At 33.5% G+C, this 26,276-nt stretch carries 22 protein-coding genes and 1 pseudogene; 7 read left to right on the top strand and 16 right to left on the bottom strand.

Features of this window, described 5'->3' with window-relative positions; all coding sequences use genetic code 11:
• Positions 1-7 precede the first annotated feature (7 nt).
• Both frr and ACQH21_RS03840 read left to right on the top strand, forming a co-directional pair.
• Positions 8-565: a ribosome recycling factor gene (gene frr / locus ACQH21_RS03845; RefSeq protein ID WP_425384527.1), complete on the top strand. Its 558-nt coding sequence runs from the start codon at positions 8-10 to the stop codon at positions 563-565.
• 193 nt (positions 566-758) lie between these two features.
• On the top strand, positions 759-1,775 hold the full coding sequence (locus ACQH21_RS03840; protein ID WP_425384526.1) for a substrate-binding domain-containing protein: 1,017 nt from the start codon (positions 759-761) through the stop codon (positions 1,773-1,775).
• 632 nt (positions 1,776-2,407) lie between these two features.
• On the opposite strand, the gene pyrE is transcribed toward ACQH21_RS03840, so the two are convergent.
• Together pyrE and ACQH21_RS03830 are read right to left on the bottom strand one after the other, a co-directional pair.
• Complete coding sequence (pyrE, locus tag ACQH21_RS03835) at positions 2,408-2,998, bottom strand: orotate phosphoribosyltransferase (RefSeq protein ID WP_010402118.1); 591 nt, start codon at positions 2,996-2,998, stop codon at positions 2,408-2,410.
• Positions 2,995-4,179 (bottom strand): dicarboxylate/amino acid:cation symporter, encoded by a 1,185-nt coding sequence (locus ACQH21_RS03830; protein WP_010402120.1) that lies wholly within the window; start codon positions 4,177-4,179, stop codon positions 2,995-2,997. Before ACQH21_RS03830 ends, pyrE begins: the two co-directional genes overlap by 4 nt.
• Before the next feature lie 121 nt (positions 4,180-4,300).
• Between ACQH21_RS03830 and ACQH21_RS03825 the strand changes: the two genes are divergently transcribed.
• A complete protein-coding gene (locus ACQH21_RS03825) occupies positions 4,301-4,771 on the top strand; it encodes a hypothetical protein (protein ID WP_416603520.1) in 471 nt (156 codons plus the stop codon).
• 82 nt (positions 4,772-4,853) lie between these two features.
• Here ACQH21_RS03825 and murB read toward each other — a convergent pair whose 3' ends face one another.
• The gene (gene murB, locus ACQH21_RS03820; protein WP_425384525.1) at positions 4,854-5,738 is read right to left on the bottom strand and encodes a UDP-N-acetylmuramate dehydrogenase; all 885 of its coding nucleotides are present in this window, start codon (positions 5,736-5,738) and stop codon (positions 4,854-4,856) included.
• Positions 5,729-6,607: a hydroxymethylbilane synthase gene (gene hemC / locus ACQH21_RS03815; RefSeq protein ID WP_064085264.1), complete on the bottom strand. Its 879-nt coding sequence runs from the start codon at positions 6,605-6,607 to the stop codon at positions 5,729-5,731. The genes murB and hemC overlap by 10 nt, the downstream gene beginning before the upstream one ends.
• A 119-nt stretch (positions 6,608-6,726) precedes the next feature.
• Here hemC and ACQH21_RS03810 point away from each other — a divergent pair, with 119 nt between their 5' ends.
• Positions 6,727-7,101 carry a hypothetical protein gene (locus ACQH21_RS03810; protein WP_264374926.1) on the top strand — a complete coding sequence of 125 codons (375 nt, stop codon included), beginning with the start codon at positions 6,727-6,729 and terminating at the stop codon, positions 7,099-7,101.
• 72 nt (positions 7,102-7,173) lie between these two features.
• Positions 7,174-8,688: a protein translocase subunit SecD gene (gene secD / locus ACQH21_RS03805; RefSeq protein ID WP_010405309.1), complete on the top strand. Its 1,515-nt coding sequence runs from the start codon at positions 7,174-7,176 to the stop codon at positions 8,686-8,688.
• A 279-nt stretch (positions 8,689-8,967) separates the two neighbouring features.
• Here the strand turns inward: secD and ACQH21_RS03800 are convergent, their stop codons facing one another.
• The 3 genes from ACQH21_RS03800 to ACQH21_RS03790 form a co-directional block, all read right to left on the bottom strand.
• Positions 8,968-9,882 (bottom strand): outer membrane protein, encoded by a 915-nt coding sequence (locus ACQH21_RS03800; protein ID WP_019236608.1) that lies wholly within the window; start codon positions 9,880-9,882, stop codon positions 8,968-8,970.
• A gap of 59 nt (positions 9,883-9,941) precedes the next feature.
• On the bottom strand, positions 9,942-11,168 hold the full coding sequence (gene mtaB / locus ACQH21_RS03795) for a tRNA (N(6)-L-threonylcarbamoyladenosine(37)-C(2))-methylthiotransferase MtaB (protein WP_010402133.1): 1,227 nt from the start codon (positions 11,166-11,168) through the stop codon (positions 9,942-9,944).
• 339 nt (positions 11,169-11,507) lie between these two features.
• Entirely contained in the window at positions 11,508-12,062 is a 555-nt protein-coding gene (locus tag ACQH21_RS03790; protein ID WP_425384524.1) for a hypothetical protein, read from the bottom strand.
• Between the two features lie 363 nt (positions 12,063-12,425).
• Here ACQH21_RS03790 and ACQH21_RS03785 point away from each other — a divergent pair, with 363 nt between their 5' ends.
• Positions 12,426-12,674, top strand: a complete 249-nt coding sequence (locus tag ACQH21_RS03785) for a hypothetical protein (protein WP_007301923.1) — start codon at positions 12,426-12,428, stop codon at positions 12,672-12,674.
• Between the two features lie 372 nt (positions 12,675-13,046).
• On the opposite strand, the gene ACQH21_RS03780 is transcribed toward ACQH21_RS03785, so the two are convergent.
• Positions 13,047-14,015 (bottom strand): hypothetical protein, encoded by a 969-nt coding sequence (locus ACQH21_RS03780; RefSeq protein WP_425384523.1) that lies wholly within the window; start codon positions 14,013-14,015, stop codon positions 13,047-13,049.
• 144 nt (positions 14,016-14,159) lie between these two features.
• Between ACQH21_RS03780 and recG the strand changes: the two genes are divergently transcribed.
• Entirely contained in the window at positions 14,160-16,199 is a 2,040-nt protein-coding gene (recG, locus tag ACQH21_RS03775; protein WP_425384522.1) for an ATP-dependent DNA helicase RecG, read from the top strand.
• Between the two features lie 610 nt (positions 16,200-16,809).
• Here recG and ACQH21_RS03770 read toward each other — a convergent pair.
• The 8 genes and pseudogenes from ACQH21_RS03770 to ACQH21_RS03735 all read right to left on the bottom strand — a co-directional run bounded on the left by ACQH21_RS03770 (position 16,810) and on the right by ACQH21_RS03735 (position 26,267).
• A pseudogene (locus ACQH21_RS03770) lies at positions 16,810-18,040 on the bottom strand (IS256 family transposase).
• A 72-nt stretch (positions 18,041-18,112) separates the two neighbouring features.
• Positions 18,113-18,997: a P44/Msp2 family outer membrane protein gene (locus ACQH21_RS03765; RefSeq protein WP_265041562.1), complete on the bottom strand. Its 885-nt coding sequence runs from the start codon at positions 18,995-18,997 to the stop codon at positions 18,113-18,115.
• A 100-nt stretch (positions 18,998-19,097) separates the two neighbouring features.
• A complete protein-coding gene (locus ACQH21_RS03760; RefSeq protein WP_425384521.1) occupies positions 19,098-21,098 on the bottom strand; it encodes a type IV secretory system conjugative DNA transfer family protein in 2,001 nt (666 codons plus the stop codon).
• 30 nt (positions 21,099-21,128) lie between these two features.
• Positions 21,129-22,121, bottom strand: a complete 993-nt coding sequence (virB11, locus tag ACQH21_RS03755; protein WP_019236952.1) for a P-type DNA transfer ATPase VirB11 — start codon at positions 22,119-22,121, stop codon at positions 21,129-21,131.
• Between the two features lies 1 nt (position 22,122).
• Positions 22,123-23,634, bottom strand: a complete 1,512-nt coding sequence (locus tag ACQH21_RS03750; protein ID WP_425384520.1) for a TrbI/VirB10 family protein — start codon at positions 23,632-23,634, stop codon at positions 22,123-22,125.
• A gap of 16 nt (positions 23,635-23,650) precedes the next feature.
• On the bottom strand, positions 23,651-24,442 hold the full coding sequence (virB9, locus tag ACQH21_RS03745; protein WP_019236950.1) for a P-type conjugative transfer protein VirB9: 792 nt from the start codon (positions 24,440-24,442) through the stop codon (positions 23,651-23,653).
• Positions 24,429-25,109 (bottom strand): virB8 family protein, encoded by a 681-nt coding sequence (locus tag ACQH21_RS03740; RefSeq protein ID WP_374699801.1) that lies wholly within the window; start codon positions 25,107-25,109, stop codon positions 24,429-24,431. Before ACQH21_RS03740 ends, virB9 begins: the two co-directional genes overlap by 14 nt.
• Before the next feature lie 72 nt (positions 25,110-25,181).
• Positions 25,182-26,267 carry a GTP cyclohydrolase II gene (locus ACQH21_RS03735; protein ID WP_064086006.1) on the bottom strand — a complete coding sequence of 362 codons (1,086 nt, stop codon included), beginning with the start codon at positions 26,265-26,267 and terminating at the stop codon, positions 25,182-25,184.
• Between the last annotated feature and the right edge of the window lie 9 nt (positions 26,268-26,276).

The following is a 26,276-nucleotide window of genomic DNA, read 5'->3' as shown; positions in this document are numbered from 1 at the left end:
GTAATTTATGTTAAACGAAATAAAAGCTAAAACAAAAGAAAGAATGCTAAAAACTATTCAGTCTTTTCACGATGATATGAAAGGTGTACGTACTGGTAGAGCTAACGCATCATTACTTGATGGTATAGTTGTAAATATCTATGGTGGACATCAAAAACTGAACCAAGTTGCAGGCGTTTCAGCTATAGATAACAAAACTCTATCAGTTAAAGTTTGGGATGCTACTGTTATCGGTGAAGTAAAAAATGCGATAATCAATGCTAACCTGAATTTAAATCCTGTTGTTGAAGGAAATACTATACGTATAGTTCTTCCAAACTTAACACAAGAAACTCGTGAAAAATTAGTGAAATTATTGCATCAATTTTCTGAAAATGCACGAGTTGCAATTAGAAATATACGCAGAGATGTTATGGAAGAAATAGAGGAAATGAAGAAAAACAAGGAAATCTCAGAAGATGATTTTCATGTTGCCAAAAAGGAAATACAAAACATTACTGATGATAATGTAAAAAAAGTCGATGATGACTTATCTATTAAAGAAAAGGATATATTGCATCATTAAGTTAATATGAAAGAATTTTTCAGTATTGAAAAACATAAGAGGATTCGATATAGATACAGTTGTATGAATGCTGTGATTCAGATCTCATCATTACGCACACATTTGATCGTTATACCTTTTGAAATCTAGAAAAAAAGCTTTTCAGTTTGATTTTTTATTACGATAATTAAGTTTACACTCTTGAGCGAAAACGATGCTGAAACGCCTTTTCCTTATTTTTGCATTTGTATTACTCATCCCACTGTCAAATGTTGATGCCAGAAGATATATCAGAATTGTTGGATCTTCAACTGTTTTTCCTTTTATCTCATTTATATCTGAAGAATTCAGCCGTATATTTTCCTTTAAAACTCCAGTTGTAGAATCGATAGGAAGTGGATCAGGGTTCAAAATGTTTTGTTCAGGAATAGGGGAAGGCACACCAGATATCACTACTTCATCTCGCCCTATGAAGGAAGTAGAGAGAGAATTATGTAAAAGAAATAAAGTGAATGAAGTAATAGAGATCATAACTGGCTATGATGGAATTGTTATTGCAAATTCAAATCAAAGCCATAGATTTGATTTTACAAAAAATGACCTGTTTGAAACTTTATCTTCATATTCTGAAGACAATGATAGATTAGTAAAGAATAACAAGAAATTTTGGTCTGATGTAAATCAAGCTCTACCAAAAACAGAAATTAAAATCTATGGCCCACATCAAAATACAGGTACACATGAAACTTTGATTAATTTTATTATGCTTGATCAATATTCATGTATGAACTCAAGGATTTTCAAAGAGAATTATCAAGACCAAGAAAAAAGAAAGAAAGCATGTAGTAATATCAGAGATGATGGAAGATATATAGAAGTTGGAATTAATGAAAACATAATAATACAAAAATTGAAGAGCAATAAAAATGCTTTAGGAATATTTAGCTTCAGCTTTTTAGCGAAAAACCAAGATGAGATTCAAGGAAGCACAATCGCAGGAATTGAGCCAACTTATAAAAATATATCATCGGGGGAGTATATGTTAGCAAGGCCTTTATATCTTTATATAAAGAAAGAACACTTAGATACTGTTGATGGATTAAGGGAATTCATTAGAGAAGTTATAGACTCTATTAGTACTGAAGGTGGATATTTATCTAGGCTTGGCTTAATTCCACTTTCAAGCGAAAATATGAAAAAAGTCTTGGAAAAGGTTCGTGATATAATATGATGACTTTGATATTTTTTTATTGGAAGTGTTAAATAAACCATACGCGTCAAGTTAAGGAAATATCGTGAAATATATCAACATTTGAGATGGGCATTTTATTTGTTACATTTATTTTTTTAGGGAGTTCTTATCTAGAAGAAGATGATTTTTTCAGAAGAACCTATAAATTAATAACTTTATTACTTAATATATAAAATAGTTTTTTTTCGTTTCCTTTCTTCCTTATACCACTTTTCCTTAACTTGACGCGTATGGTTTATTTAACACTCCCTTCCTTTCTGGATTACAGCGTCACGCGCTGGAATGACACCTATTTGTTTTAGTAGTTCCTTTCCTGTCATTCAAGTAGCCTTTTCTTGTCATTCCAGTGCCCAGACACTGGTGCTCACAAGCAAACTAATCATAGGAGGTATTATAATAAAAACAACGTTTTCAATGAAACTACATAAAGCAAGTGTCACGAACCGGAATGACACCTATTATTGTTTTTACTTTATATCTTTATTTGTCTATCTTATTTTGCCATTCTGTTGAACGAATACAGGAAAATAAACTGTAATATCTAACTTTGATGCAAAAAGATTAACATATAACACGTAAAAGTTACTGAATCACTTTAGCCATATATAGAATTATTTTGTTAAATATTCTCTACTCCCAGGTTTCATTATAGGTAATTGTTTTAATTCACTTGGCAGTTCTTCCTCGCTATAGTTTTTGATATTTAGTTCAATCAAAGATATTACAGGAAAGGGCAGTTTTGTTTCACTATTTCTCTTGATCAAAGAAGCTCCAGCAACAACTTTACCTCCCTTCTCTTCTGCACATTTTACTGCTTCAAGTGAAGATTTACCTGTGGTAATCACATCTTCAATTAGTAAGATTTTCTCACCTTGTTTAATCTCAAATCCACGGCGTAATTCAAATTTACCATTAACACGTTCGCAAAATATTGTTCGGATTCCAAGCTGTCTACCAATCTCATAACCCACGATTATTCCACCAATCGCAGGAGATAGTATTAAATCTATGGGTTCAATAAGCTCTTTTCTTATTTTATTCGCCAATAGCTCACAAACGTTCATTGCTCTGCTTGGATTTTCAAAAATTTTAGCGCATTGTATGTAAGTGTTGCTGTGCAGCCCTGACGAGAGTACAAAATGTCCGTGCAAAATCGCACCAGCCTCTTCAAATTCTTTTATTATTGTATTATCTAATATCATTCTTGAGTTTGAAATTCTTTATTAATTATCTGCGTTATACAGATATCAGACCACACATTTATTGCAGTTTCAAACATATCAATGATTGTATAAATAGGCAAAATCAATCCCATAATGTACAAAGGAACATTCATTGATACCAAATAACTAGTTGCCATAAAATAGCACCCCATCGGCACTCCAGCGTTACCAATTGCAGCTCCTGTAGCTAAAAAAATCCATATGAACATCTCACTTAAGGAAAATGTGTGCCCATTCATCTCTGCAACAAACATCACTGTGATTAAAATAAATGCAGCACACGCATTCATATTGACTGTTGTGCATATTGGTAGAATAAAAGATGACAATTTCTTTGGTACCTTTAGCTGATTTTGCACACATTCTATAGTTGTAGGCAGCGTTGCACTAGATGATTTAGAAAAAAACGCAAGTGTAAGTGCTGGCATAACACCTTTCATCGTTTGAATTGGTGATATACCTTTATACCACATGAGTAGTGGCAAAATCACAAATGCTTGCACGAAATTTGCAGACATTATGCAAGCAAAATACCAAAAAAGACTATGGAATTCGCTGCCACCTTTTAACTCGTATAAAAAACATGTGATAAAAGACCATACAGCAAGAGGAATAAACTTTAATAACCCTTGAGCAATTCTAAGAAGTGTATCAAATAGTGCAGAAAATATTTGGTGTAATATATCTTGTTTTTCTTTTGAGAGCGAAATAATAGCTCCACCCATCAAAAAAGCAATCAATATGCTACCAATAACATTATTTTCAAGAAAAACTTGCACAAAATTCGAAGGAATGAGTGATTTTAAGTATGAAAAGTAATTGTGGTTGCTGTCACTCACACTTTCTATTGTGTTACTTATGAAATTTTTTCTTACTGGATCTATGAATAAATAGAAAGATAGCGCAACAAATGCAGCTATAATGGTTGTAAGCAGCGTATAAAACAGCGTCTTCTTAAGTAATACTTTAATTTCAATTGAGTCTTTAAGCCCTGAAATTGTGGACACTATAGATAGAAAAACTAAAGGTAAGCTAATCAATTTCAACAGACTGATGAATATATCGCTAAATAGCTTTGCTATTTCAAATATTACTTCATTGTTTAAATAGTAAGCAATTACCGCAAACAGTATAGAAAAGAGTATTGCAAGTTTGCGCATTGAAAATAAAACCTCAAAATAACATTATATAACAATTTTTGGAATTAGGTTAAGATAACTTTACAGATGAAGGAAAAATGAGTAACATTTCATTATTAATTAAATATACATAGAAGAAGGTATGGGTCCAGAAATTAAAAAGCGTTTAAAGTCTTATGGGATAGCAGCTATAATAGGAACACTTATAGGCTTTAGTTTAAACTTTGCAGCTTTATCACCTTTAATCATAGGCGGAATTATTTCTTTGGTTTCTACATACTCATTTCTCATTTTAATTACTTCCAGAGAAGATAGTCTTAAGCATTATGAAAAAACAAGCCAAACAAAGCTAATAGCTTATTTTTTATGTACCTTAGCTACCACTGCCGCAGTAGGGATTGGTCTTGGTGCAGCTATAGGTACTATTTTTCCTGCTGTAATGTTAAATATAGAATCAGCAGCTTTGATGAGTGCAACAATAGGAGTTATTGCACCAGTTGTAAGTCTTTTTGCATTAGGTTTATTAGCATTGACGGCTGAAAAAATAAATGAATGTATTATAGAACCTACAGTCGAAAAAATAAAAGAATGCTTTTCTTCAAAGGAAGCATAAATTATCCTCGCAAAATAGTGTACCTTGGACTTAAATTGAAGTGTACTCAATTGAAATAGGTCATATTAGAGAAGGTTAGAAGTTACCTACCCAAAACCCTTATCTCCCACTCAAGTTCAATGTTAAATTTATCTTTTACTGCATCTTTTACTCTGTTGCCAAGGTTTTCTAAGTCAAGTGCAGTTGCATTATTGTAATTGAGTAGAAAATTACAATGTTTCTTAGAAATTTTAGCTACACCATTATCTAATCCTCGGCAGCCAGATTCATCAATCAGTTTCCATGCCTTGCAGCCTATTGGATTTTTGAATATACAACCAGCAGTTTTTCCTCTTACTGGTTGGCTTTTATTTTTTTTATCAATAACTTCTTTCAATCTTTGAAATATAAGCTCATACTCTGAACTTACTCCTTTAAATTCAGCTTCAATAAAAATCCACCTGCCTTTTAGACTATGTCCACGATAAAAATATCCCATTTCTTCGCTGGAGAATTCATATAAATTTCCATCTTCTAGATTCACTGCCCTTATAAATTTTACAACACTCGCAATATCACTACCATATGCACCTGCATTCATCTCTACCCCACCGCCAACTGTTCCTGGAATTCCAGCAAGAAACTCAAGCCCACTAATTTGCTGTTCCCCTGCAAAGTAGGCAAGGTTACTAAGCAGTGCAGCACCACCTGCAACTATGGAGCTATTATCTTTACATTTAATATACGCAAATTCCTTACCTAATTTCACCGTTATTCCTCGAATGCCACTATCTCGAATTATTATGTTGGATGTTGCACCGATAACGCTAATTGGTAACTCCGCATCTTTTATCAAGCACATTAGATCTTCAATGTCACGTGGCTTAAATAGTACATCAGCTTGGCCACCAACATTTAACCAAGTCATTTTAGACATTGAAACATTATAACGGTAGATTCCACATACTTTAGGTAAGCTTATAAGCATTTTGATTTTAACTCTAATCCTGCATCCATACCCATTTTTTCTGCATCTTCTACAAACGAAGTGCGTTCAGTAAAGTATATAACTCTCTCGCCCGCTAACATACAATAAAGATGTAGCATGTTTTCACTCACATATTCTGCTAAAGCTGCAAGCGGTGTAAAGCATGAACCATTTACTGTCTTCATGAAACTGCGCTCTGATTTTGCCCTTATAAAAGACATATTATTATTAATTTTCTCTAAAAGATCGATAACTTTTATATCATTCTTTCGGCATTGAATGCAAATTGCCCCCTGCCCTACTGCGCTTAACATGACTTTTGGTGGCAATACCTCTGTAATTAAGTGATATTTTTTTAATCTTATCAGCCCTGCTTCAGCTAAAATCATTCCATCAAAATTCTGATTTTGCAGTCTAGTTGTCACATTTCCACGCAGTGTCACTACATTTAAGTCTGGCCTGAGATTTAACAGCTGAACTTTTCTTCTTATTGAAGAAGTTGCAATTGTAGCCTGCTGTGGCAAAGTTTTTAGGCTCTTATATTTATGAGAAATAAATACATCACATGGACTTATCCTCTCTAAAACACAAGGAATTGTTAAGTCCTTCGAGAAAAACGCAGGTACATCTTTTAGCGAATGAACCGCCATATCTATATTATTTTTGAGTAATTCAGCCTCAATCTCCCTGAGGAACAGTCCTTTACCTCCTATTTCAGCAAGGGTTACATTAGCATATTTATCACCAGAAGTTTTGATTTTAATGATCTCAACGGATAGATTAGGAAAAGACTCTAATAATCTTTGTTTTGCTTCCAAAGCTTGGATGATCGCAAGGTCGCTTCCTCTCGTACCTATTTTAACTAGCATATATCCTTCATATTATATGTCTATATTCTATGTCCATTTTTTATTATCTCCAGTTTAGTTATTGAATACTTTATAATTAGTGCATAGTATCACGAACATTTAGTAATCGACGAGTATGTATGTTTGATATTTTAAAAGATTCTAATGGCAGATTTAATAAAAAGAATATTTTACCTCTTGTAGGTGCCACTGTCGCTATTATTCTAACAGCATTAAGTTCAGTAGTAGCAATTCCCAGATTTTCCTCTCATCCTTCTCTATCTAGTCCTCTCGGTTGGAAAGATCCAAGTTATAGTGAATTTCTTGCTATTCACATACCAGCTACCATAGTTACTTTCTCAATACTTGGTTTATGCATTTACCTTCCGATTGATAGCATTAGAAAAAATAAACAAATAGAGAATCTTAAAGCTACCTCTGAACCTCATTCATGGATTTATAATGATATTTTAGAAAAACAAACGCAGACCATCAATTATAGATCAGGGCTTTAGGCGGTCCTAATCTTTTAGGTGCTTGTGATTAGCAACTATTCGGTCTACAATGCACTAATATAGTTTAAATTTATGCCAAACAAGATAATAGTTAAATCTCTTTCAGTGTTACTAATTTTTTTGCTGTCCTTATATATAATACTGCCAAATTTTATTGATAATAAGTTCTTTACCTCAAAAAAGAGAATAAATTTAGGGCTTGACCTGAAAGGTGGATCATCTCTGCTTCTAAATGTAGACTTAGATTTTTACTTCAAAGAGAAACTAAGCATGCTAACCGATGAAATAAAAGAAGGTCTGTTAACACAAAAGATTGAATTTAGCGCAAAAAACGATAAACAAGTGGTTGTAACTTTAAATAATATTGATGATTACAAAAAAGTTTCAACGTTAATACATAAAATAAACCCAAATTTAGAATTGAGTAGAAAAAATACTGCAATTTTCATTTCATATAAACCGCATTATAAGAATTCATTAATCAATGAAGTAGTTTCAGAGTCAATAGTTAATGTTCAAAGACGCTTAGATAAGCTTGGTACTAAGGAAGTAAGTGTGCAAAAACAAGGACAAAATAAGATATTAGTCCAAGTTCCTGGAGTAGAAGACACTCAGCAGATAAAATCTCTGCTTGGCAAAACAGCCAAGCTGGCCTTCCATTTGGCAAACACCAATGTAGCTAAAATGCAAGATATCGATCATGACACTACGATTATGCTCAAGGATTCTTTGGGTAATTCCTACCCGATATTCCGCAAAACTGAAATAGGCGGTGATTCATTAGTTAACGCATCAGTTAGATTTGGCAATTTAGGTAAACCAACAGTACATTTCAAATTCGACAGCATAGCAAGTAAAAAATTTGCAAAAATTACTAAAGAAAATGTAGGAAAGCCTTTTGCAATTGTTTTAGATAACACAGTCTTAACTGTACCAACAATACGTGAACCTATTCTAAATGGAGAGGGAGAAATTAGCGGTAATTTCACTGAAAAACAAGCGAGTGAACTTGCAATACTTTTAAAATCAGGTGCACTACCTGCACCACTTAAAATAATTGAAGAAAAAAACATTGGTCCAAGCCTTGGAGAAGAGTCAATAAAAGCAGGAGAAATTGCAGCAATAATCTCTATCATAGCCGTTGGTTTATCTATAATCATTACTTACGGCAAATTAGGCTTATTAGCGTCTGTTGCACTCGTTTTTAATGTAATCTCTATACTACTCATTCTTACCTTACTTGAAGCAACTCTTACTCTCCCTGGAATTGCTGGAATTGCGCTAACTGTTGGCATGTCAGTGGATGCAAATGTTTTAATATTTGAACGCATCCGCGAAGAAATAAGAGCAGGAAAAAGAACAGCTCGTGCCATTGAAGAAGGATTTAAAAACGCAATAAAAACAATTCTTGACTCAAACCTCACTACACTGATTGCTGCAGGAATAATGTTCATTATTGGTAGCGGAGCAATTAGAGGGTTTTCTGTCACTTTATCGATAGGAATCCTGTGCTCGATGTTTTCTGCAATTATAGTCACAAAACTTCTGATAGAATTGTGCATTAACCCACAAAAGCTAGTACTTTAGTATCTGTTCAGCAGAGTGACAAAATAAGATAGACGAGAAAAGACAACTAAATGGTTGTCATGAAAGTAGCTATCTAGTCTTTTCGTCGTCAAAAACGTTGTAACATGCTCACCAATTTAGTGAGCATAAAACCAATATATTTGTGGAGGAAAAGGAAAAAAGAAACAGAAACCATCTTCAGGCTATCACAAAGGATATGGCCATAAGATTAAAGATATGGATAGATTTATCAAATTTCTGAATGGAAATCAGGATATTAGAATTGAAAAGATATTATTACTAAAAATTAAACATCAAACCAACTTCAATATTATGAGTGGATATATCGTCTGCAATAGGTGTTGGAATATTAAAGTAACGATAGCCGAGAAAGGTTTTAACTTCTGGAATTACTGAGTAATCAACACCAAGCTTTATTTGATAAACAAGCCAAGGAACATTCAGTGGCATTAAATTTTTAGATGATTTATCAATCCTTTTTAATCTAAAAACTGTTGATCCTATACCAAGACCAATATACGGAGCAAATTGAGTATTTTGAACATTAGGGTTATAGTAAAAATTTAATAAGAATGCAGATACACTTGCTGATTTATCAAATACCGGAGGAGAGTTACTATCTTCAATATTGACTTTAGAATACATGGTCTCAAAATCAACTCGGCCATTTTCTCCAGCATAGTAACCTACAGATATGCTGCTAAGCCACTGAAAATCAATTTTACCGTTAAATTTTTTTATGTTTTTAATTTCATCTCCTAAGAATAGGTCTAAAAGAAAACCACCATAACGGCCCTCAGCTAAAGCAAGAATTCTTTTTCCTATTGCACGTATACCCTCCACAAATACTTCTGAGCTATCAGAATATATCTTACCACCATTAGCACTAACATAGAAATCAAGTTTTTTTGATTTTTCCTTTGTAGGTTCAGCTTGATCTGCAATACTTGGCCATATATTTTTCTGATTAGCTACTTGAAAAACAGAAGGTGAACTACTTTCAAGTTCTTGACATTTTATTGGCACTTCTTTTTCAGTAACTTCTTCAGAATGTATCACACTTTCATTATTGTCCGTTTCTAATTTTAAGGGCTGCACTTGCTCAATGTGTGTATTGTTACTGATATAAGTAATAAAAAAATAGACACACGGAATGAAGATGAAAAATAAAGCAATAGATATTCTAATTATCATAAATGAATTATCACTTATAGTATAACTACTATATCATATATTCCTTTAATGTACAAAAATTAAGAAATAATATTTCCAATTAAACAATTATTTTCTATTCCTTTAACATGAGCTTTCACAATACTTTTAGCTTGAACTCTTGATGTAAGTTTTATTAATGCAAAATTTTCTGTTCTACCAATATTATTCTGCTCAACCAAAACGCTTTGCTCAGTGCCGAGCAAAGATTGATAAAAACTGCTCATCATTTCTTTATTTATTTCTCTTAGATGCTTTACTCGTTCTTTACGTACATTCTCTGGTATTTGTGGCATCCGTGCAGCAGGTGTGTTTTTCCGCTCTGAATATGGAAAAGCATGTAGATAAACTACATTTATTTTTTTCAGTAAATCAACTGTATCCTGAAACATTTCATCAGTTTCTGTTGGAAATCCAGCAATAATATCAGCGCCAAATGCTATATTAGGTCTTAAGCTCTTCATTTTATGATAAAATTCTATCACTTGTTCTCTATTGTGACGACGTTTCATTCTCTTTAGTATTAAATTATTACCAGACTGTAGACTCAAGTGTAAGTGAGGCATAAGTCTTGACTCATTAGCTATTAAATCCATTAGTTCATCATCAACTTCAGCAACATCAATAGAGGAAAGTCTTAGTCTCTTTAACTGTGGTATATCCTTTAAAACTCTTCTAATCATTGAACTGAGTGATTGCTTACCAAACAAATCTGTACCAAAGTCAGTAATATCAACACCTGTAAACACCACTTCTTGATACCCATTTTCTATAAAAATCTTAATTTGCTCTATAATATTGTTTACTGGCACAGATCGATTATTTCCTCTTGCCTCAGTAATTGAGCAAAATGTACAACTATGATTACAACCATTTTGAATTTCAATAAATGCCCTTGATTTATCTTCAAATCCATTAATGAGAATAGGTTCTACTTGGTTATCACTGACTAAGATTTCATCATTATTTAGTAGATAATTTTCAGCTCTTAGCTTGTCTTGATTACCTAGCACTTTACTTACACCAGGAATATCACTATATGATTTAGGATCTAATTGAACGGCACAGCCAACTACGATAATTTCTTTACTTGGGTCGTTTTTATAGATCTTACGTATTTTTTGCTTCACTTGGCGTTCTGCTTCGTTTGTCACTGCACAGCTATGCACTACAACAACATTTTCTCTCTTTGCTTTTTTTAATGCTTCTTTGATTAACTCACTCTCGTAGAAATTTAGACGACAACCAAATGTTATTACTTCATTCATGCTTTTGCTTTAATAGATCTAAATTATATCAAATATCCAAGCAAAATGACTATTTTTTTGGTGGATATTATAATTTAAACATAACCTCTAGAGTTGAAAATCACAGGAAGAATTTGTAGATATACAGTAAGATCATTTAACATTTTGGTATTAGATTTCTTGCATAACTGGAATTCAAAGAGTTCCAGCTCGTGACGCTGGAATCAAGATTTTCTTATTGGATACCAAGCTGGCTGGTTATGCAAGAGATCTATTATATTCCATAAAAAAAGCTTAAGGCCAATGATGTTAACCTCAAGCGAATATAAACCAAAAAACATTTTGCTAAACCTTGAAGCTCTACCATGCAAATTCATCTATATCATTTGGTACATAAGTGTCAGAATAAGCTTCATCCAAACTTTCTGCTTTCCATGGAAGCCATGAAGAAGGTTTTATCTTCTCTAAAACTTTACCTGGTATTGATGTTATCTCTTGCTTCACGTCTTCTTTTAATTTTTCTATTTGTAACCGAGCAAAATCTTCCACGCGAACCATGAGTTTATCTGTTAGCTCTTTTATCATGTCTTGATTTTGTTCTGTAACTTTCTTTGTAATAGGTACGACAATTTTACTTATAATCTCCGTTCCTAATGGAACAACGATTTGCTTTGCAACCTGATCACTAACAGGTTTAATAAGGTAATCTGCTATACTCTTTGCTGTATCTCCAGTCAGATTTGTTATTTTTTTTAAACTATCACCAATAATACCATAGTTTTTTTGGTACATCATATCTTCATCAGCAACTTCATATCTTCCTAAATCATCATACATTCCCATTTCTTGGTGAGACAATCCATTTGCATCAGATACATATCCGTATTTATTAAGTGAATTGGAATTAGACCGCATAACATTCTCCTAATTATTTATATATTCCTATTTCAGTATGAAACAACTAACAAAACATTAACTTTGAAGAACTCTTCTCAATTAATACATCAATAAAGGTAAGACCATATAATTTTCTCCTTTCTTGATACTATTCTCCTCCGAACTTAGTTCACACAGTTATTCAGACACTTCTGAATTTACCACCCCCAATTCCACTGCTTTTTTATATTTTGACTAGGTCTTCTCCTACAATTAGATAATCAGTACTCTTATCTGAAATGTACCATATAACTACACCAAGCTACAAATATGACACAAGAGTTTAGATTATTTTAGTTATTCTCTTGTATAAGATACTCTTTATATCAAAAAGAGGACCATATGAGTGAAGCAACTTTTTCTGAAAAAAATCAGCTTTCTAGAGAAGACATAGCAGAGTTAACAGAACTTATGTGTCTTGAACGAAGTGAAGTAAGTGAAAGTGGAACAGGGCTATTAGAACTTATAGCTGAACAGGAGCAAATACTTGAGGATTTAGGAATAGAATCAAAAGAGCTTTTATGTTCTCAGCATACAGGAATGTATGAGAACCTTAGTCAGCCCTATTCTACGGATCTCGAGGTTTTATAGCAGATATATAGATTATCATTATTATTGATACCTACTCAAGAGTTGCTATGGCAAACAGAGAAAACTGCAATTACTGCCGCTAATCTTTTTAATATATCTTTCTTTGATGGTGCTATTATCGCGCATTTTGACTGATATGGGCTATGATAAACCAGAAAATCACAGCTATATTTAGGAATTGAGACAAGGCCTCATTTAGGTAAATATTGCTATGCAGACTTTTCTTGATAGCAAGCATATTGCTTTTTAGAAAAATATTAGTAGCATCAAACATAGAGATTGATATTAGTTTTTCTGTCAGATTAAGTTGCGTCTAGTACAACTGACTATGCAAATAAGCTAACAGAACTTGAGATATTTTAATTGTTAGTTTTAGGGTGTATTTTCGTGTTCATTGCTATGAATGGGCAGAGCTACCTCTTCGAGGTAGCTCATCGGATCACCTAAATCATGCTCTATTTCTACTTCAAACTTGAACCCTAACTTCTCGCAGAATTTATAGAAATATTCTTTAATAATATCAAATAAACTTATGCCATCAGTTTTATAATCTCTCAATTTTCGAGGTACAGTAAGTGACAATTTGCCATCTTGATATACTACATCATCTTTCCCATCTTGATACTGAAGTGTGAATTTGATTGAACTTTGTATAGTAGCTATAGCTGCATCTTTTGAGTTTTCATATTCCTTTGTCTTGTTAGAGTCTAATACAGATATAGACATTTTAGATTCAATTTTTGTATAACTTGATTCAGTGCAATTAATATTTATTGTTTTCTTGAGAACCCCAGTTACGAGGTTGTGGCTTGCCAACGCAGGTGTATCAACATGAAAAGATAAATTACCATCATAACCAAGTTGGTTACAACTGGTGATTAACTCTTCCAAAATAGGATCACTTGGAACTTTTGCTGCAGCATATTTGAACATTTCCCTGAAAACTTCTTTTGCAATTAGGCGATAATTATTGTTTTTATCTCCTTTTTTTGGTAATAGATGAGTGTACCCTTTACCTAGATTGTAAAACCTTTCAAACTCCTCTTTATATTGGTCGGTTTTTTTATTGCCAGGTATCTCTTGCTTTTTATAATGTCTATCCCAAACTTCATCAAAATTATGTTGATCTACTCCATCTATCAATGCACCAATTAAAATTTCGTCTAGACTTTTGCTGTTAATAACAAACCTCATTCTTCGAAAATCGTCATACATCTGTTTTCCAGTAGTTGCTAACTTGTTGTTTTTGTCAGCTCTTAACCTGCTAAAATCAAACTTTTCTGCCTGAGCTTTTAGTGTAACGACTGGATTTCCCTTTTTTTCCTGTATAGAGTTGTTCATTGTTAATACTTTGATATGAATTGCTGATAGTATAATAATACATAAAAATAGTTAATATGTCAATAATATACTTAACATAGACAGTCATAATAGGGTGACAGGATTTTAGTAAGGCTCTATTATGAATAAACGGTTTTACACAGTATGAATGTTGATGAGCAGTCAAGTGTGCTGACTTTTCTAAATAGTAAAATTGAGAATATACCAAGGTTTCATTCCGCAATATTGCCTAAACTTTGCGGTGGAGACAGAGTAATGGACTTGCTGTTTTATAGGCCGCTCAGTTATGTGGATAGAAGTAAATCACTACCTGATGCTCAAGTGGGAGAATTTACAACTTTTATGGCAAAAGTGTATGAGCACCAGCGCCCCACTGTTAGAGGTAGGCCATATAAAATAATCGTTGAAAGTGAAAGTCAGTATTTATTTATAGTTTTTTTTAATTACTCAGTTAAATATTTGTATAAATTATTTCCAGTTGGAACAGATATAGTAATCAGTGGTAAACTTGAAAAGTTTGCCGAACATTGGCAAATTACTCACCCAGATTACATGTTGTCTGATATCAATCTATTTAAAGAAATAGCCTGCATAGAGCCAGTTTACCAATTATGTCGCGGTATTACTAACAAGAGCATTAGAAACATAATAAGTTCTAATCTAAAAGATTTGCCTGATTTGCCAGAGTGGATAGATGAAACATTAATCAAGCAAAAGAAATGGCTGAATTGGAAAGAAAGCATCATAAGATTGCACAGACCGAGCTCACTCGCAGAAGCAGAAGTTTGCAGAGAAAGACTTGCTTATGATGAGCTATTTGCGTACCAGTTGGCACTAAAGCTTGCAAGGGAAAATCATGTAAAAAAAGAGGGAAAAGAATTTATAATATTGAGTAAATACAAAGAGCAGGTCTTAAATGAATTACCGTTCCAATTAACAAATGATCAAATTCGAGCGATAGATGAAATCTCAGAAAGACAAAAATCCAGATACCGCATGGTAAGTCTGCTGCAAGGTGACGTTGGGAGTGGCAAAACTGTAGTTGCACTCTTTGCGATGCTGAATGTGGTAGAAAATAACATGCAAGTAGCTCTAATGGCACCAACTACTATCTTGGCTGAGCAACATTATAATTGGATCGAAGAAGCTCTATCTTGTACTGATATAAAAGTTGCTTTGCTTACCGGTAAAACTGCGCGCAAGGAAAGAAAGATTATTATGAACGAACTTGCAAGTGGTATTTTAAATATAGTAATTGGTACTCATGCATTATTTCAAGCCAACGTTACATTTAAAAATTTAGGACTCGCAGTCATAGACGAACAACAGCGATTTGGAGTGATACAGAGGAATCGGTTGGTAGGAAAAGGAGAAAATACCGATATACTTTTTGTTACTGCAACTCCCATTCCAAGAACCTTGCAGCAAGCTATGTATGGTGATGTTGAATGTTCTATTTTAAGGGAAAAACCAAAATCTAGATTGCCAATAAAAACCGTTATTATGAACGTTAAAAAAGTATCAGATATTATTCAAAGACTGAAAGATGCTATAAATAGAGGCGAAAAAGCATATTGGATTTGTCCATATATAGAGGAAAACGAAGAACTCAATATTGCCGCAGCAGAAATGCGCTTTCAGGAACTACAAAAGACATTTTTTGATAGAGTTGGAATAATACACGGAAAACTAACTCAAGAGCAGAAAGATCAAGTGATGTTTTCCTTCAAGAGGAATGAATTTTCTCTGCTTGTTGCAACTACTGTGATAGAAGTTGGCATAGATGTACCAGATGCAACTATTATGATTATAGAGAATGCAGAGCAGTTCGGGTTATCGCAATTACATCAGTTAAGAGGTAGAGTAGGACGAGGAAATAAACCGTCTTTTTGTGTACTGTTATATGACAATCTCAGTAAAAGTTCGTATTCAAAGTTAAAGATTATGTGTGAGTCACAAGATGGATTTTATATTGCTGAAAAGGATATGATGCTGAGGGGTAGCGGAGATATTCTAGGCACAAAACAATCAGGGTGCATGGAGTTTAAATTTGCTGATTTATATGAGGACAGAGAATTGCTCAACCTTGCATATAATAGTGCAAAAGGTACAATAGCTAATTTTGAATTACTGCTTGATATATTTGAATATAGAAGTAGACTACATTTTTCAAAATTTCAGTAATCTTCCAAGCCATAACCTTCATGAGTAGAAATTCCTTGACAGACGGGAGTATTTAAAAAACCATACGCGTCAAGTTAAGGAAAAATAAGAGTGAAGAAGAAGTTTTTACCATAAGAATAAATTGTGCAGAGTTAATAGCAGGCCCTGTAAACAAAATGTTAGCAGGTCAAATTAATCAAGGGCAGGAAGTATAAAAATGGAAAAAAAGCGGTAACTTAGCCTAATGACAATAAATATATATATAGAAGGTACCGTTTTAAAGAGCACAAAAGGAATACACAGTAAAAGCGAGAAGAAGTTGAGAATATGTATGGAAGCAGTGTGGAGAAGTGGCTGCCAATGATCAAAAATTTACCACAATTACAGAAGTATACACAAGAGGTTTAAAAGGTGATGCAAAAAGGGAATTTTGGCAAAATGACTTAAGTATGCACAACAAGATCCAGATTTGCATAATTGATGATCAGATGTCATTCATGCTCAGCCTATATATAGAAAAAATTCTCAAGCTCAAGAGGGCTTAGGGTGGAACTAAAATTCATGGACTTGTTGACGCACGTAATTAATTTCTTTTTTGGGAATGTTCAAAAAAGTGTGTCAAAGCGAATTTTTAGTTCAACTCAATTTTTAACCTATCAGGAAAAAAGATATCAAGTTGAGATATAGTTAGAGCCCAATTAGGCAAAGCCATAGCCCATTTTTGCTCTATCTTTTTTATAGCACAATATACCAATTTGTACAAGGCATTTGTACTGGTAAATGAACCTTTGGTTTTAGTAAATTTTCTGATTTGTCTGTGCAACCCCTCAATTGGATTGGTGGTATAAATTAGCCTTCTAACAGGGCCAGAATACTTAAAATAACTAGACAAATTTTCCCAATTGTTTTGCCACGATTTTATGACTAAAGGATATTTTTCACCCCATTTTTCCTCCAGTTCAAGTAAATAATTTTCGGCGATTTCTCTACTTGTAGCACGGTATATTTTTTTCAAATCATTCATAAAAACTTTTATATCTTTGCTGGATACGTATTTTAGTGAATTTCTTATTTGGTGCACAATGCATAACTGTACCTCAGCATTGGGAAATACGCTATTTATAGCTGTAGGGAAGCTTTTCAGACCGTCAACACAAGCTATCAAAATGTCTTCTACTCCTCTCTCTTTTAAGTCATTTAATACGCCTAGCCAGAAGTTAGCTCCCTCACTTTCTGCTAAGTAAAAACCCAGTACTTCTTTTCTGCCATTTTGGTCTATTCCTAATATATTGTACATGCATTTACTTATGCAATGTCCATTCTCTTTGACCTTAAAAAACATCCCATCCATAAATACTATCGGGTATACTGATTGTAGGGGACGACTCCTCCATTCATTGATTATAGGCAGTAATTTATCTGTAATTCCAGATATCTCTGCTGCAGATATTTTATGGTCATAGATTTCTTCCACATAGGATGCTATATCCCTGTATCCCACACCGCTTGCAAACATGTTCAAGACCTTTGTTTCAAGTTCTGGATGTAAGCTTGTTTGCCTTTTTTTCACTATCTGTGGTTCGAAACTTCCCTCTCTATCTCTTGGTGTCAATAGTTCAAATACTCGTCTTCAAAGTTTTGCCATTCTTTCCGTTTCTTCGATTCTTTTCTTCTCTTTCATTGGATAAATGATGCTCTATTTCACCTTCTAGACTTGCTTCCAGCAGCCTTTTTACAAATGGTGTTAATGCTCCATCTCTCCCCATCAATGGTTTACCTTCCCTTATTGATGACAGTATATTTGCTTCCAGCTCTTTGTAATCTACCAGGCCAGTCGTTCCATTTTCTATTTTGTAACTCATATATCAAACCTCTATTTTTTGTTTCTATTTTATTTTTATTTCTCGGTTTGACACACTTTTTTGAACATTCCCTTAAGCTTTGCTGGCAAAATGAAAAGTAAGACCAGCTTCTATACCGTGTGTGTGAAACACTTGATTGCCTATACTGATACTTTCTTTGTGTAACTTCTGGTCCGATGGTTTTTGATTTTTATTCAATTCTAATATCTTTTTTCCATCTGAGTTTACCTGTTGCTTTGCTTTCATTTCTCCTAACACCTCTGCTTCAAAATCAACATTACTACCAAGAACACCAAAACCTCTATATCCGATGTGCATATTTACATCTTCGTTTATACGATAATCAAAGCCAGCTTTCAATTGACCTGCAGGTCTTATTGACGATTTTTCAAACATCGTCATTCTTGTTCCACCAACTCCAATACCAACGTAAGGAGAAAAAGAAAAACTATCACTTTTCCAATAATGATAAACATTTGCCATTACAGATGCGTTTTCTACTTGGTCATGATTAATTACAGTTTTATACATATAAGTTTTTTTATTAGTACTCTCACCAACGTCTTTTAGATACGAAACAGTTACTTGATTACTTGATAAACCAATATTATCTACTTTTACAGAAGAGTACATCCCTTCCAATTCAGCTCTATAGCTATTATTGCCTAGTTCTCCTGTGTAACCAAACGTTACATTTGCAGCAAAAGGTGGGTTATAATCTCCTTTATACTTACTTATTAACTGACCTTCTGTTCTCTGAGCGTCTATGTCATTTATAGATACACGGTTATCATCTGTAGCATCTTTGCCTCCAATTTTTGCTTTCAACTTACCCAAGTTCAAATATTGACCGTAATATCCACCACCAAAGTAAAATCCTTCCGTTTCACTTGCAAAAGATTGTTGTGACAACAATAAAGCAAGTGCTGTAACTGCTAATGTTTTTTTACTCATCATGACTATTCCTCTAGTTAAAATAGCTAATCTAGTACTAATTAATTAAAAATGATTTAATATGAAAAAACTAATTATTTTCTAAGCTAAAAAATAGGTAAAATTAACCTCTATCCTCGATTTTATTGCCGTCTAGTTTGTCCTCATCGTCAAATTCATCCTTACTGTCTTCATCATCAAACCCATCATCGTCTTCCTCATCATCAAACCCATCACCACCTTCAAACTTATCATCAATATCCTCGTCTTCAAATCCATCTTCAATCTCTGGCTCATCGTATATTGCATCTTCAGTTTTAGCTTCAACAGGATAATCAGCAGCTTCAATAGCATTACTCTCTTCTTCATTACTAATCTTATCTTTGTTAGCAGCAGAAAAGACCTTGTTTGGATCATATGGCTCTTGTGTAGGCACACGTGTTGGTTTAATCAGCCTTCTTGTGAATGTGCTATCACTATAGTACAAAATTTTCTTTGACTTAATTGGATAAGTCGATTCTATCAAAATTATCTGATCATCACGTGGCAGCATAATAATTTCTTGAGGTAAGAGCAATGCTCTCTGTGTTTCAGAGATATGCAATGATCTTGATGCAGGATTCAAGTCTAAAAATTTAGGTTTGTTTAATGATTCTTGTTGTACAGTTTTGTTTCCTATAAGCTGAGATATCAAATTAGCCGTTTCAATATTATTGGCTGCAAAAGTTATTCTATAGGTTGAGTTTGATAAAAAGGAGTTCATTCCTGCTTCTTCATATATTCCTTTAAGCTGTTCAGTATCTTGAACAATTAAAAATAACCTTACTCGATAGCCACGAAAGTATGCGATGCCCGTTTGAAATTGCTCCATTTTTCCAAGTGTTGGAAACTCATCCATTAAAAATAATACGCCGTAAGGCTCGTCATCCGATGGCAATTTTCTACATAAAAACTCAGTTGCCTGTTGGTAAAACACCTGCATTAAAGGCCTGAGCCTAGTTAAGTTATCAGGAGTTAAACCAACATAAACTGTAGTTTTCTTCTTTTTAAAATCCAAAATATTAAAATCACTTGATGCAGTTGCAGTATCGATCAATGGGTTTGCCCACAATTCAAGCGACGAGTTCATAGTTGACACAACACCTGATCTTTCTTTGTCAGCCTTTTGCAAAAAAGCTGCAATGTTCATATACGCTACCGGATGTATTATTTTACCCATTGTGTCCAAAACTACAGCAAGATTGTAAACTACGTCATCGCTACGCATCGTACGCACAACCTCACCAAAAGATTTAACTTTCTCTGGTGCAGCAAGTAAATATAGTACCACCCCAACAAATAAGCTTCTTGCTTCGTTTTGCCAAAAATCTTGTTCAGGCATGATTAGGTTAGCTATTTTTTGCACATCGTCAACCATCTGTCCAGGTTTTTCACTAATCCATTCCAGTGGATTATAACAATGGCTTACCCCATCTGGCTGCGCTGGGTTCCATACATATACTTTTTGTCCTTGTCGCTCTCGCCAACCACTTGTTATTTCATAGTTTTCTAATTTTATATCATGCACAATTACCGAATCATTCCAAAATAACAAATTAGGAATTACAAAACCAACACCTTTACCAGAGCCTGTAGGTGCAAAGAGCAATGCATGCTGAAACCCATCAGCAATAAAATATCCTCTCTTATCTTTACCAAGCAATAGACCTTTTTTGCTTCTTAATCCCGCTTTTCGTATGTCTTTCTCTGATGCCCACTGTGAATCTCCATGAAGTGATTCTTTCTTTTTAAATGGCCGCCACTCAATTAGTCTTTCTCTCACATTCCACAAAATAATCATCAAAACAATTTGAGGCAGTACAGAAGATACAACTAATTTAATTTTGAGCTCAAAGCTATATAGCTCTGGATGATGCCAACAATATTGTATATGATCAAAAATTGTCGGCCAGAGAGCTTGAGGAAAAGGTGTCAAGCTAGGATTAATTGCTCTAAAATCTACACCATCTGGACCGTCAACAAACAGGTAGAATAATATACCAGACAAATAGAAGCAAAATTCAAATATGCTAAAAGATACTACACCTCCTATGAGAATATTGCGTAGGTGATTTCCATTACTCATAAACTACTTTTTCTTAACTTACGTATAAATTTAAGTATTTTCATTTGAAGATCTAGTAAATAATATCTCAGAAATGCTTCTTTTGCCTCCACTGGTTCTTTTTAGCTGAATAACAATATCAATTACATTTCTAATGTATGGTATGATCTGATCTGGGGGAATTCCAAGATTTGCTTGCATAACCATAAGTTTTATTTGCTCAAGAGCCATTGCCGGACTATCCGCATGAAGAGTTGATATTGACCCTGGGTGGCCAGTGTTTATTGCTCTAAGAAAACTAAAAGCTTCTGCTCCACGCAGCTCACCAACTATTATTCTATCTGGTCTTAAACGTAAACATGCCTCTATCAAATCTTGAGTGGTCACTTTTGCCCTGCCTTGCCCTCCTTTAGAAGCAATTAAATGGACTTTATTGGGATGATCATTCAAAACTATCTCTCTTGCATCTTCAACAGTAATAATTCTTTCTTCAGATGGAATAGCACGCAAAGTAGCATTAGTAAAAGTGGTTTTACCAGTGGAAGTTCCACCACTAATTATGATATTTTTCTTACTTATTACAGCATATTCTAAAAACTCTTTTATTTTTTTTTGTTTCAGTAGCAAATCTAGGTGACGATCTACTGGATTATCGGTCACTCCTATAACAGTTTCAGAAAAAGCCCCCATTTTTTCATAATCATCCAATGCCAATTGCATAGAAGAAGGTTTACGAATTGAAATGACTACTTTATCAGGCTCACATGCTGGAGGAAACACTATCTGTATACGATAACCATTTGGTAATGTAGCTGAAAGCAGCGGTGTCTCTTCGCTCAGTTTTTGTTCTGTAGCTTGAGCAATCAACCTGCTAAGAGATTTTAAATGATTAAGATCAAATATTTCTAACTTTTCGCATCTTATTTCACCGCGATTTTCAATCCATACTTCCTTCGGTTTATTTATTGATATTTCATTTACACCTTCCTCTTGAAATATCCCTTGTAATGGCTCCAAGTATGTATCAAGTGCAGCATAGTTCATTTCAGTTATTTAATATTGACTGTGGAGGAAATACTATATCTTGGTTAACAAATACTTTCAATGCAGTTCCTTGATTAACATAAATAGTTGGTTTTTTATCTACACTCCTATCAACTATATCTCGCATGTCTTTGGAAAAATCATTGATTGACTTCCCAATTGCTTCATCATAAACAGATTTGCTTCTTTTCTGAGTTTGCCTCAACAGTTGACGTACATCGTCTAAAGTTATACCGATATTGTCACTAGTAATTGTATCAACTCCACTAGCTCCAGAACTTTTTATCACACTTACTATTTCTTCCTTTATTATTCTCAGCAAATCCTGATCACTTTTAGCATTTCGAATTTTTTCAATAGCCCTAATACCCAATTTCCATTTTTCGTCTCCTACCTTCCCAACTTCAGTTTTTATAGAATTCTCCAATCTCTCAACAATAGCCCCTTTGAGAGAAGAAATATCTATTTCAGTTGCAGTAATAGACTTCACTGCATCCATGGCAGTTAGCGCATCGATAAGATTAGAGGCTTTTTGTCCTACAACAGCTGAACCAATCGAAACACCAGCAAGTGCCACTGAAGAGAATAATGCACTTGCTATTTTATTATCAACTATTCCAGCTATCCCTGCCCTTCCAAGCTCATCGGTACCAGATGATGCAATAGCAACATCTATACCATGAGGAAGAATGATCCTATTCCAATTTATGTTCACGCGGGCTTTTGCAACATTTGAGTCGAATGAATAACCACCTATTAACCTTGAACCTTTTGGTATTAAAATTGTATCACCAGTTTCTGCATAAACGTCTCTACTAACAACAGCACGGAGTATTCCTTGTAAGTCAGAACTTATTGCAGTTTCAAGAATAGCGTCAATAACCTTACCTTGAATAATCATTAAACCAAGCTTTCCAGATTTGGTAGCTTTGCTCGATTGTGCTGAGGTATTGGATAAAACAGCATCTTTAGCTTTACCTTCCCCACTACTACCTGAAATTGCTAACATTTGTGCACTACGTCTGTCTCTAGGATAACCGCCACCCCCTATTGTAGGAAATGAAGTAGGCAAATTGCTAATAACATTACCAGAAGGAAAATTTTGCTTTGGTAAAACAGGTATATTTGACAAGGGAATTTCTTTTAGTTGCTCTTCTTTTTTTGTCACTTCCTCTTTTTTGATTTGTTTTACTTCTGGTATGACTTGTGGAATAGGAAGAGGAGGTAAGGGTGGCAAGAGATCAGTTACTACTCTTTCGGAAACTATTGCATTATCTGGAACTTGTTCTAACTTTCCTTTCAATTCTTGAATGTTTTGCTTTGTTTCCTCTTTTTTAACAATCTCTGGACCCTCTTTATTAGAAGGACTAAAATAAAGATAGTACACTCCACCAACTAAGAGCGCTACCATAACTATCATCAATGCCTTATAACCTTGATTAGAGCCAACTGTTACTACCTTGCTTTCTATCTCTGATTCATCTTCTACACTATTATGCCTTTCTTTACTCATATTATATGTACCAGAACTAAAGTGACCTATTTATAACTTCAACTTCACTACCTTCATAACGCATTAATAGCTTTTTATGTACTCCTTTTATTACAACATAATCATCAAATAACAGCCTTTTACAGGATTCGCCTTCTATAAAAATCTGAGGAATTTTATTACTATTTCTAAACTTTAAATAGGTTAAATAACCATCATCGAATAACTCAATTGGAACTATATCTACGTTACCACCTTCATCAATATATGTATAGTTGTACCTCGTATTATTTTCTTGTATTATTTTTTCTGGCTTTTCTGTAATGTATTGCATTTGAGTAGGTAAAGAAACCTCATCTAAATCAACATCAAATTCATCTTCTTCTTGAGGATAATAAAAACGTATTACGTAAGATATATCCTTTTCAACGGAATAATCATGATCCACTTTTTTAGCATCAGTATCTGGGTATTTATCGTAATTTGGTCTTGAAATTAGATCAAAAATGTAATTTCTCTTTTTAGTTGTCGTAATAATCATGTTAGTGCGACTACTGACTTCAAATGGCATGACAAGCAGTTTATTATCATAAGGATTAATTTTCCAACTTGATGCATCACCAACAGCAATATTTTTGACTTTTTCCCCTTCTGCAAACTCAATATAAGAATAGTAACCTTGACTAAAAATTACTGTAAACACCTCATTAGGGCTATATACAAAAGTCTTTATTCTACTATCTACAGAAATAGGTTTATTATTAATAGATGCATTTAAGTTGCCACTTATTAGTAAAGCTAAAACTAACAATATCCTACACATATTCATCATCTACTCTATATGAAATAACTTGAAACCCTAACGGGTTAATATATCTTTGCTGATCATTCATTTCAAGCGATGCATATTTATACGACATCACAACTATCTTATTTTTCCTTGAGGAATTTCCATCTTTTCGTGTAAATTCTATAGAAAATCTCACTTGAAGAGCATCATTACCTAATTTTTGAATTGAACGAATTTTCAACTCACCTTTAGCATCTGAATATAAATTAAAAAGGTCATTCATATTCTGCGATTTTATATAATTGCTAAATTCACTATATACACTAGGCGAAGAAAACAACCTTACTTTTGTATAATAATTATAATTATAATTATATGGGTCAAAAACCTCCCTTGCTTTTATATACTCTGAAATAAAATAATCGTTCAGCGTTTCATTTGCAGAATATTGTTTTACTGTAACAGGATCAACCAATTGCACTATTCCTGATTTTTTATCAATTTCTATAACGAATGGCTCAATAGTGCTACTTGTGCTAATTTTAAATATAGCTAATATGCTTATAGAAATTGCAACTAGTAATATTAATGTAAATAAAAGTAAAGTATTTCTCTGAGCAACAACTGTGCTATAGCGACTTGAATTCCAATTTATATCCTTATCCAATGACTCATTATTTTTTTCTTGTTTTAAAAATTTCAGCATCTCAATATTCTTAAAAATCTTAACTTATATTAATTAACATAGCAAGCTAACAAAGTAGTTATAACAAAAAAGCTAATAAACCCTTAATCCATGGCCTAACTTGCCAAATTTTGTTTCCATATATGAATCATTATATTCATTGCGTTCCATAATAAGTGGTACACACTTTGTAACTTCTATACCGTTATTTTTCAACTCTGATAACTTTCTACCATTGTTTGTAAGTAATTGTATTTTGTTAATGTTCAATTTCTTAAGTATTTTAGCTGCAACAGCAAAGCTCCTTTCATCATCTTCAAAACCCAATACTCTATTTGCATCAACAGTATCAAGATTATATTTTCTTTGCATACTGTATGCTCTTAACTTATTAGTTAAACCAATGCCTCTCCCATCTTGCATCAAGTATAATATAATGCCATTCCCAAAGTCGGTCATTATTTGAATCGCTTGATGTAACTGGCTTCTGCAATCACATGATAAGCTGTCTAATAAGTCTCCTGTATAGCATGAAGAATGAATTCTCACTAATGGCTCATTATCTTTATCTGGATTGCCAATGATAATTGCATAATGTTCTCTTCCGCCACTTTTGGTTCTATAAGATATGATATCTACTTCTTGAGTCTGTTTTAAAAATAATGATGTTTTGCACACTTCATACACACTATGATTTTGTTGAAAATCATTCACAAGTAACGTATTTAGTGCAATAATGTCATTTTCTTCACACCAATTTCGCATTTCATGTTTATTCTCAAAAGTCATATCAGCCACTAACGCGTATGGCAATAATTCTGAGAACTTAAGCAAGGCAACAGCATACGCATCTATTGTCTTTGAGCATTGCAACTCTTTTATCCAATCTTCCTTTGAACAGTTTATTAAATGGAGCAGTTCATCAAAATTGCTTATCAACAGACGTTTGCTACTATGTTCTTTACTCTGACATATGTATTTTACCTTACTTGCAGTCAAAGTAACATACACATTACCTGATATAAGCTTATATTGACTAAATAAATTTTTTTCTAAAGTTTCAGCAGCAGCAAGCAATAGATAGTTATTTTCATCATCATATATTAAAATTGGAAGACCACGCCTGACTTCACTGATGGCCCTTTCTACTTTATTTCTACTTTGATTTCCTATAAACATTTCACCTAC

It is taken from the genome of Wolbachia endosymbiont (group B) of Eupithecia inturbata (genome assembly GCF_964030915.1).
In the GTDB taxonomy this organism is placed as follows: Bacteria; Pseudomonadota; Alphaproteobacteria; order Rickettsiales; family Anaplasmataceae; genus Wolbachia.
The sequence above is the reverse complement of the archived record's forward strand: the minus strand, read 5'-3'. Positions and strand labels throughout refer to the sequence as shown.

What these genes read in the sequence shown, in the direction of transcription:
- ACQH21_RS03735 (WP_064086006.1), bottom strand. Translation starts at nt 26,267, where the DNA reads ATGTTTATAGGAAATCAAAGTAGAAATAAAGTAGAAAGGGCCATCAGT.
- secD (WP_010405309.1), top strand. Translation starts at nt 7,174, where the DNA reads ATGCCAAACAAGATAATAGTTAAATCTCTTTCAGTGTTACTAATTTTT.
- hemC (WP_064085264.1), bottom strand. Translation starts at nt 6,607, where the DNA reads ATGCTAGTTAAAATAGGTACGAGAGGAAGCGACCTTGCGATCATCCAA.
- ACQH21_RS03800 (WP_019236608.1), bottom strand. Translation starts at nt 9,882, where the DNA reads ATGATAATTAGAATATCTATTGCTTTATTTTTCATCTTCATTCCGTGT.
- pyrE (WP_010402118.1), bottom strand. Translation starts at nt 2,998, where the DNA reads ATGATATTAGATAATACAATAATAAAAGAATTTGAAGAGGCTGGTGCG.
- murB (WP_425384525.1), bottom strand. Translation starts at nt 5,738, where the DNA reads ATGCTTATAAGCTTACCTAAAGTATGTGGAATCTACCGTTATAATGTT.
- frr (WP_425384527.1), top strand. Translation starts at nt 8, where the DNA reads ATGTTAAACGAAATAAAAGCTAAAACAAAAGAAAGAATGCTAAAAACT.
- ACQH21_RS03840 (WP_425384526.1), top strand. Translation starts at nt 759, where the DNA reads ATGCTGAAACGCCTTTTCCTTATTTTTGCATTTGTATTACTCATCCCA.
- ACQH21_RS03780 (WP_425384523.1), bottom strand. Translation starts at nt 14,015, where the DNA reads ATGAACAACTCTATACAGGAAAAAAAGGGAAATCCAGTCGTTACACTA.
- ACQH21_RS03765 (WP_265041562.1), bottom strand. Translation starts at nt 18,997, where the DNA reads ATGATGAGTAAAAAAACATTAGCAGTTACAGCACTTGCTTTATTGTTG.
- ACQH21_RS03825 (WP_416603520.1), top strand. Translation starts at nt 4,301, where the DNA reads ATGGGTCCAGAAATTAAAAAGCGTTTAAAGTCTTATGGGATAGCAGCT.
- virB9 (WP_019236950.1), bottom strand. Translation starts at nt 24,442, where the DNA reads ATGAATATGTGTAGGATATTGTTAGTTTTAGCTTTACTAATAAGTGGC.
- ACQH21_RS03740 (WP_374699801.1), bottom strand. Translation starts at nt 25,109, where the DNA reads ATGCTGAAATTTTTAAAACAAGAAAAAAATAATGAGTCATTGGATAAG.
- recG (WP_425384522.1), top strand. Translation starts at nt 14,160, where the DNA reads ATGAATGTTGATGAGCAGTCAAGTGTGCTGACTTTTCTAAATAGTAAA.
- ACQH21_RS03750 (WP_425384520.1), bottom strand. Translation starts at nt 23,634, where the DNA reads ATGAGTAAAGAAAGGCATAATAGTGTAGAAGATGAATCAGAGATAGAA.
- ACQH21_RS03830 (WP_010402120.1), bottom strand. Translation starts at nt 4,179, where the DNA reads ATGCGCAAACTTGCAATACTCTTTTCTATACTGTTTGCGGTAATTGCT.
- mtaB (WP_010402133.1), bottom strand. Translation starts at nt 11,168, where the DNA reads ATGAATGAAGTAATAACATTTGGTTGTCGTCTAAATTTCTACGAGAGT.
- virB11 (WP_019236952.1), bottom strand. Translation starts at nt 22,121, where the DNA reads ATGAACTATGCTGCACTTGATACATACTTGGAGCCATTACAAGGGATA.
- ACQH21_RS03760 (WP_425384521.1), bottom strand. Translation starts at nt 21,098, where the DNA reads ATGAGTAATGGAAATCACCTACGCAATATTCTCATAGGAGGTGTAGTA.
- ACQH21_RS03790 (WP_425384524.1), bottom strand. Translation starts at nt 12,062, where the DNA reads ATGCGGTCTAATTCCAATTCACTTAATAAATACGGATATGTATCTGAT.
- ACQH21_RS03785 (WP_007301923.1), top strand. Translation starts at nt 12,426, where the DNA reads ATGAGTGAAGCAACTTTTTCTGAAAAAAATCAGCTTTCTAGAGAAGAC.
- ACQH21_RS03810 (WP_264374926.1), top strand. Translation starts at nt 6,727, where the DNA reads ATGTTTGATATTTTAAAAGATTCTAATGGCAGATTTAATAAAAAGAAT.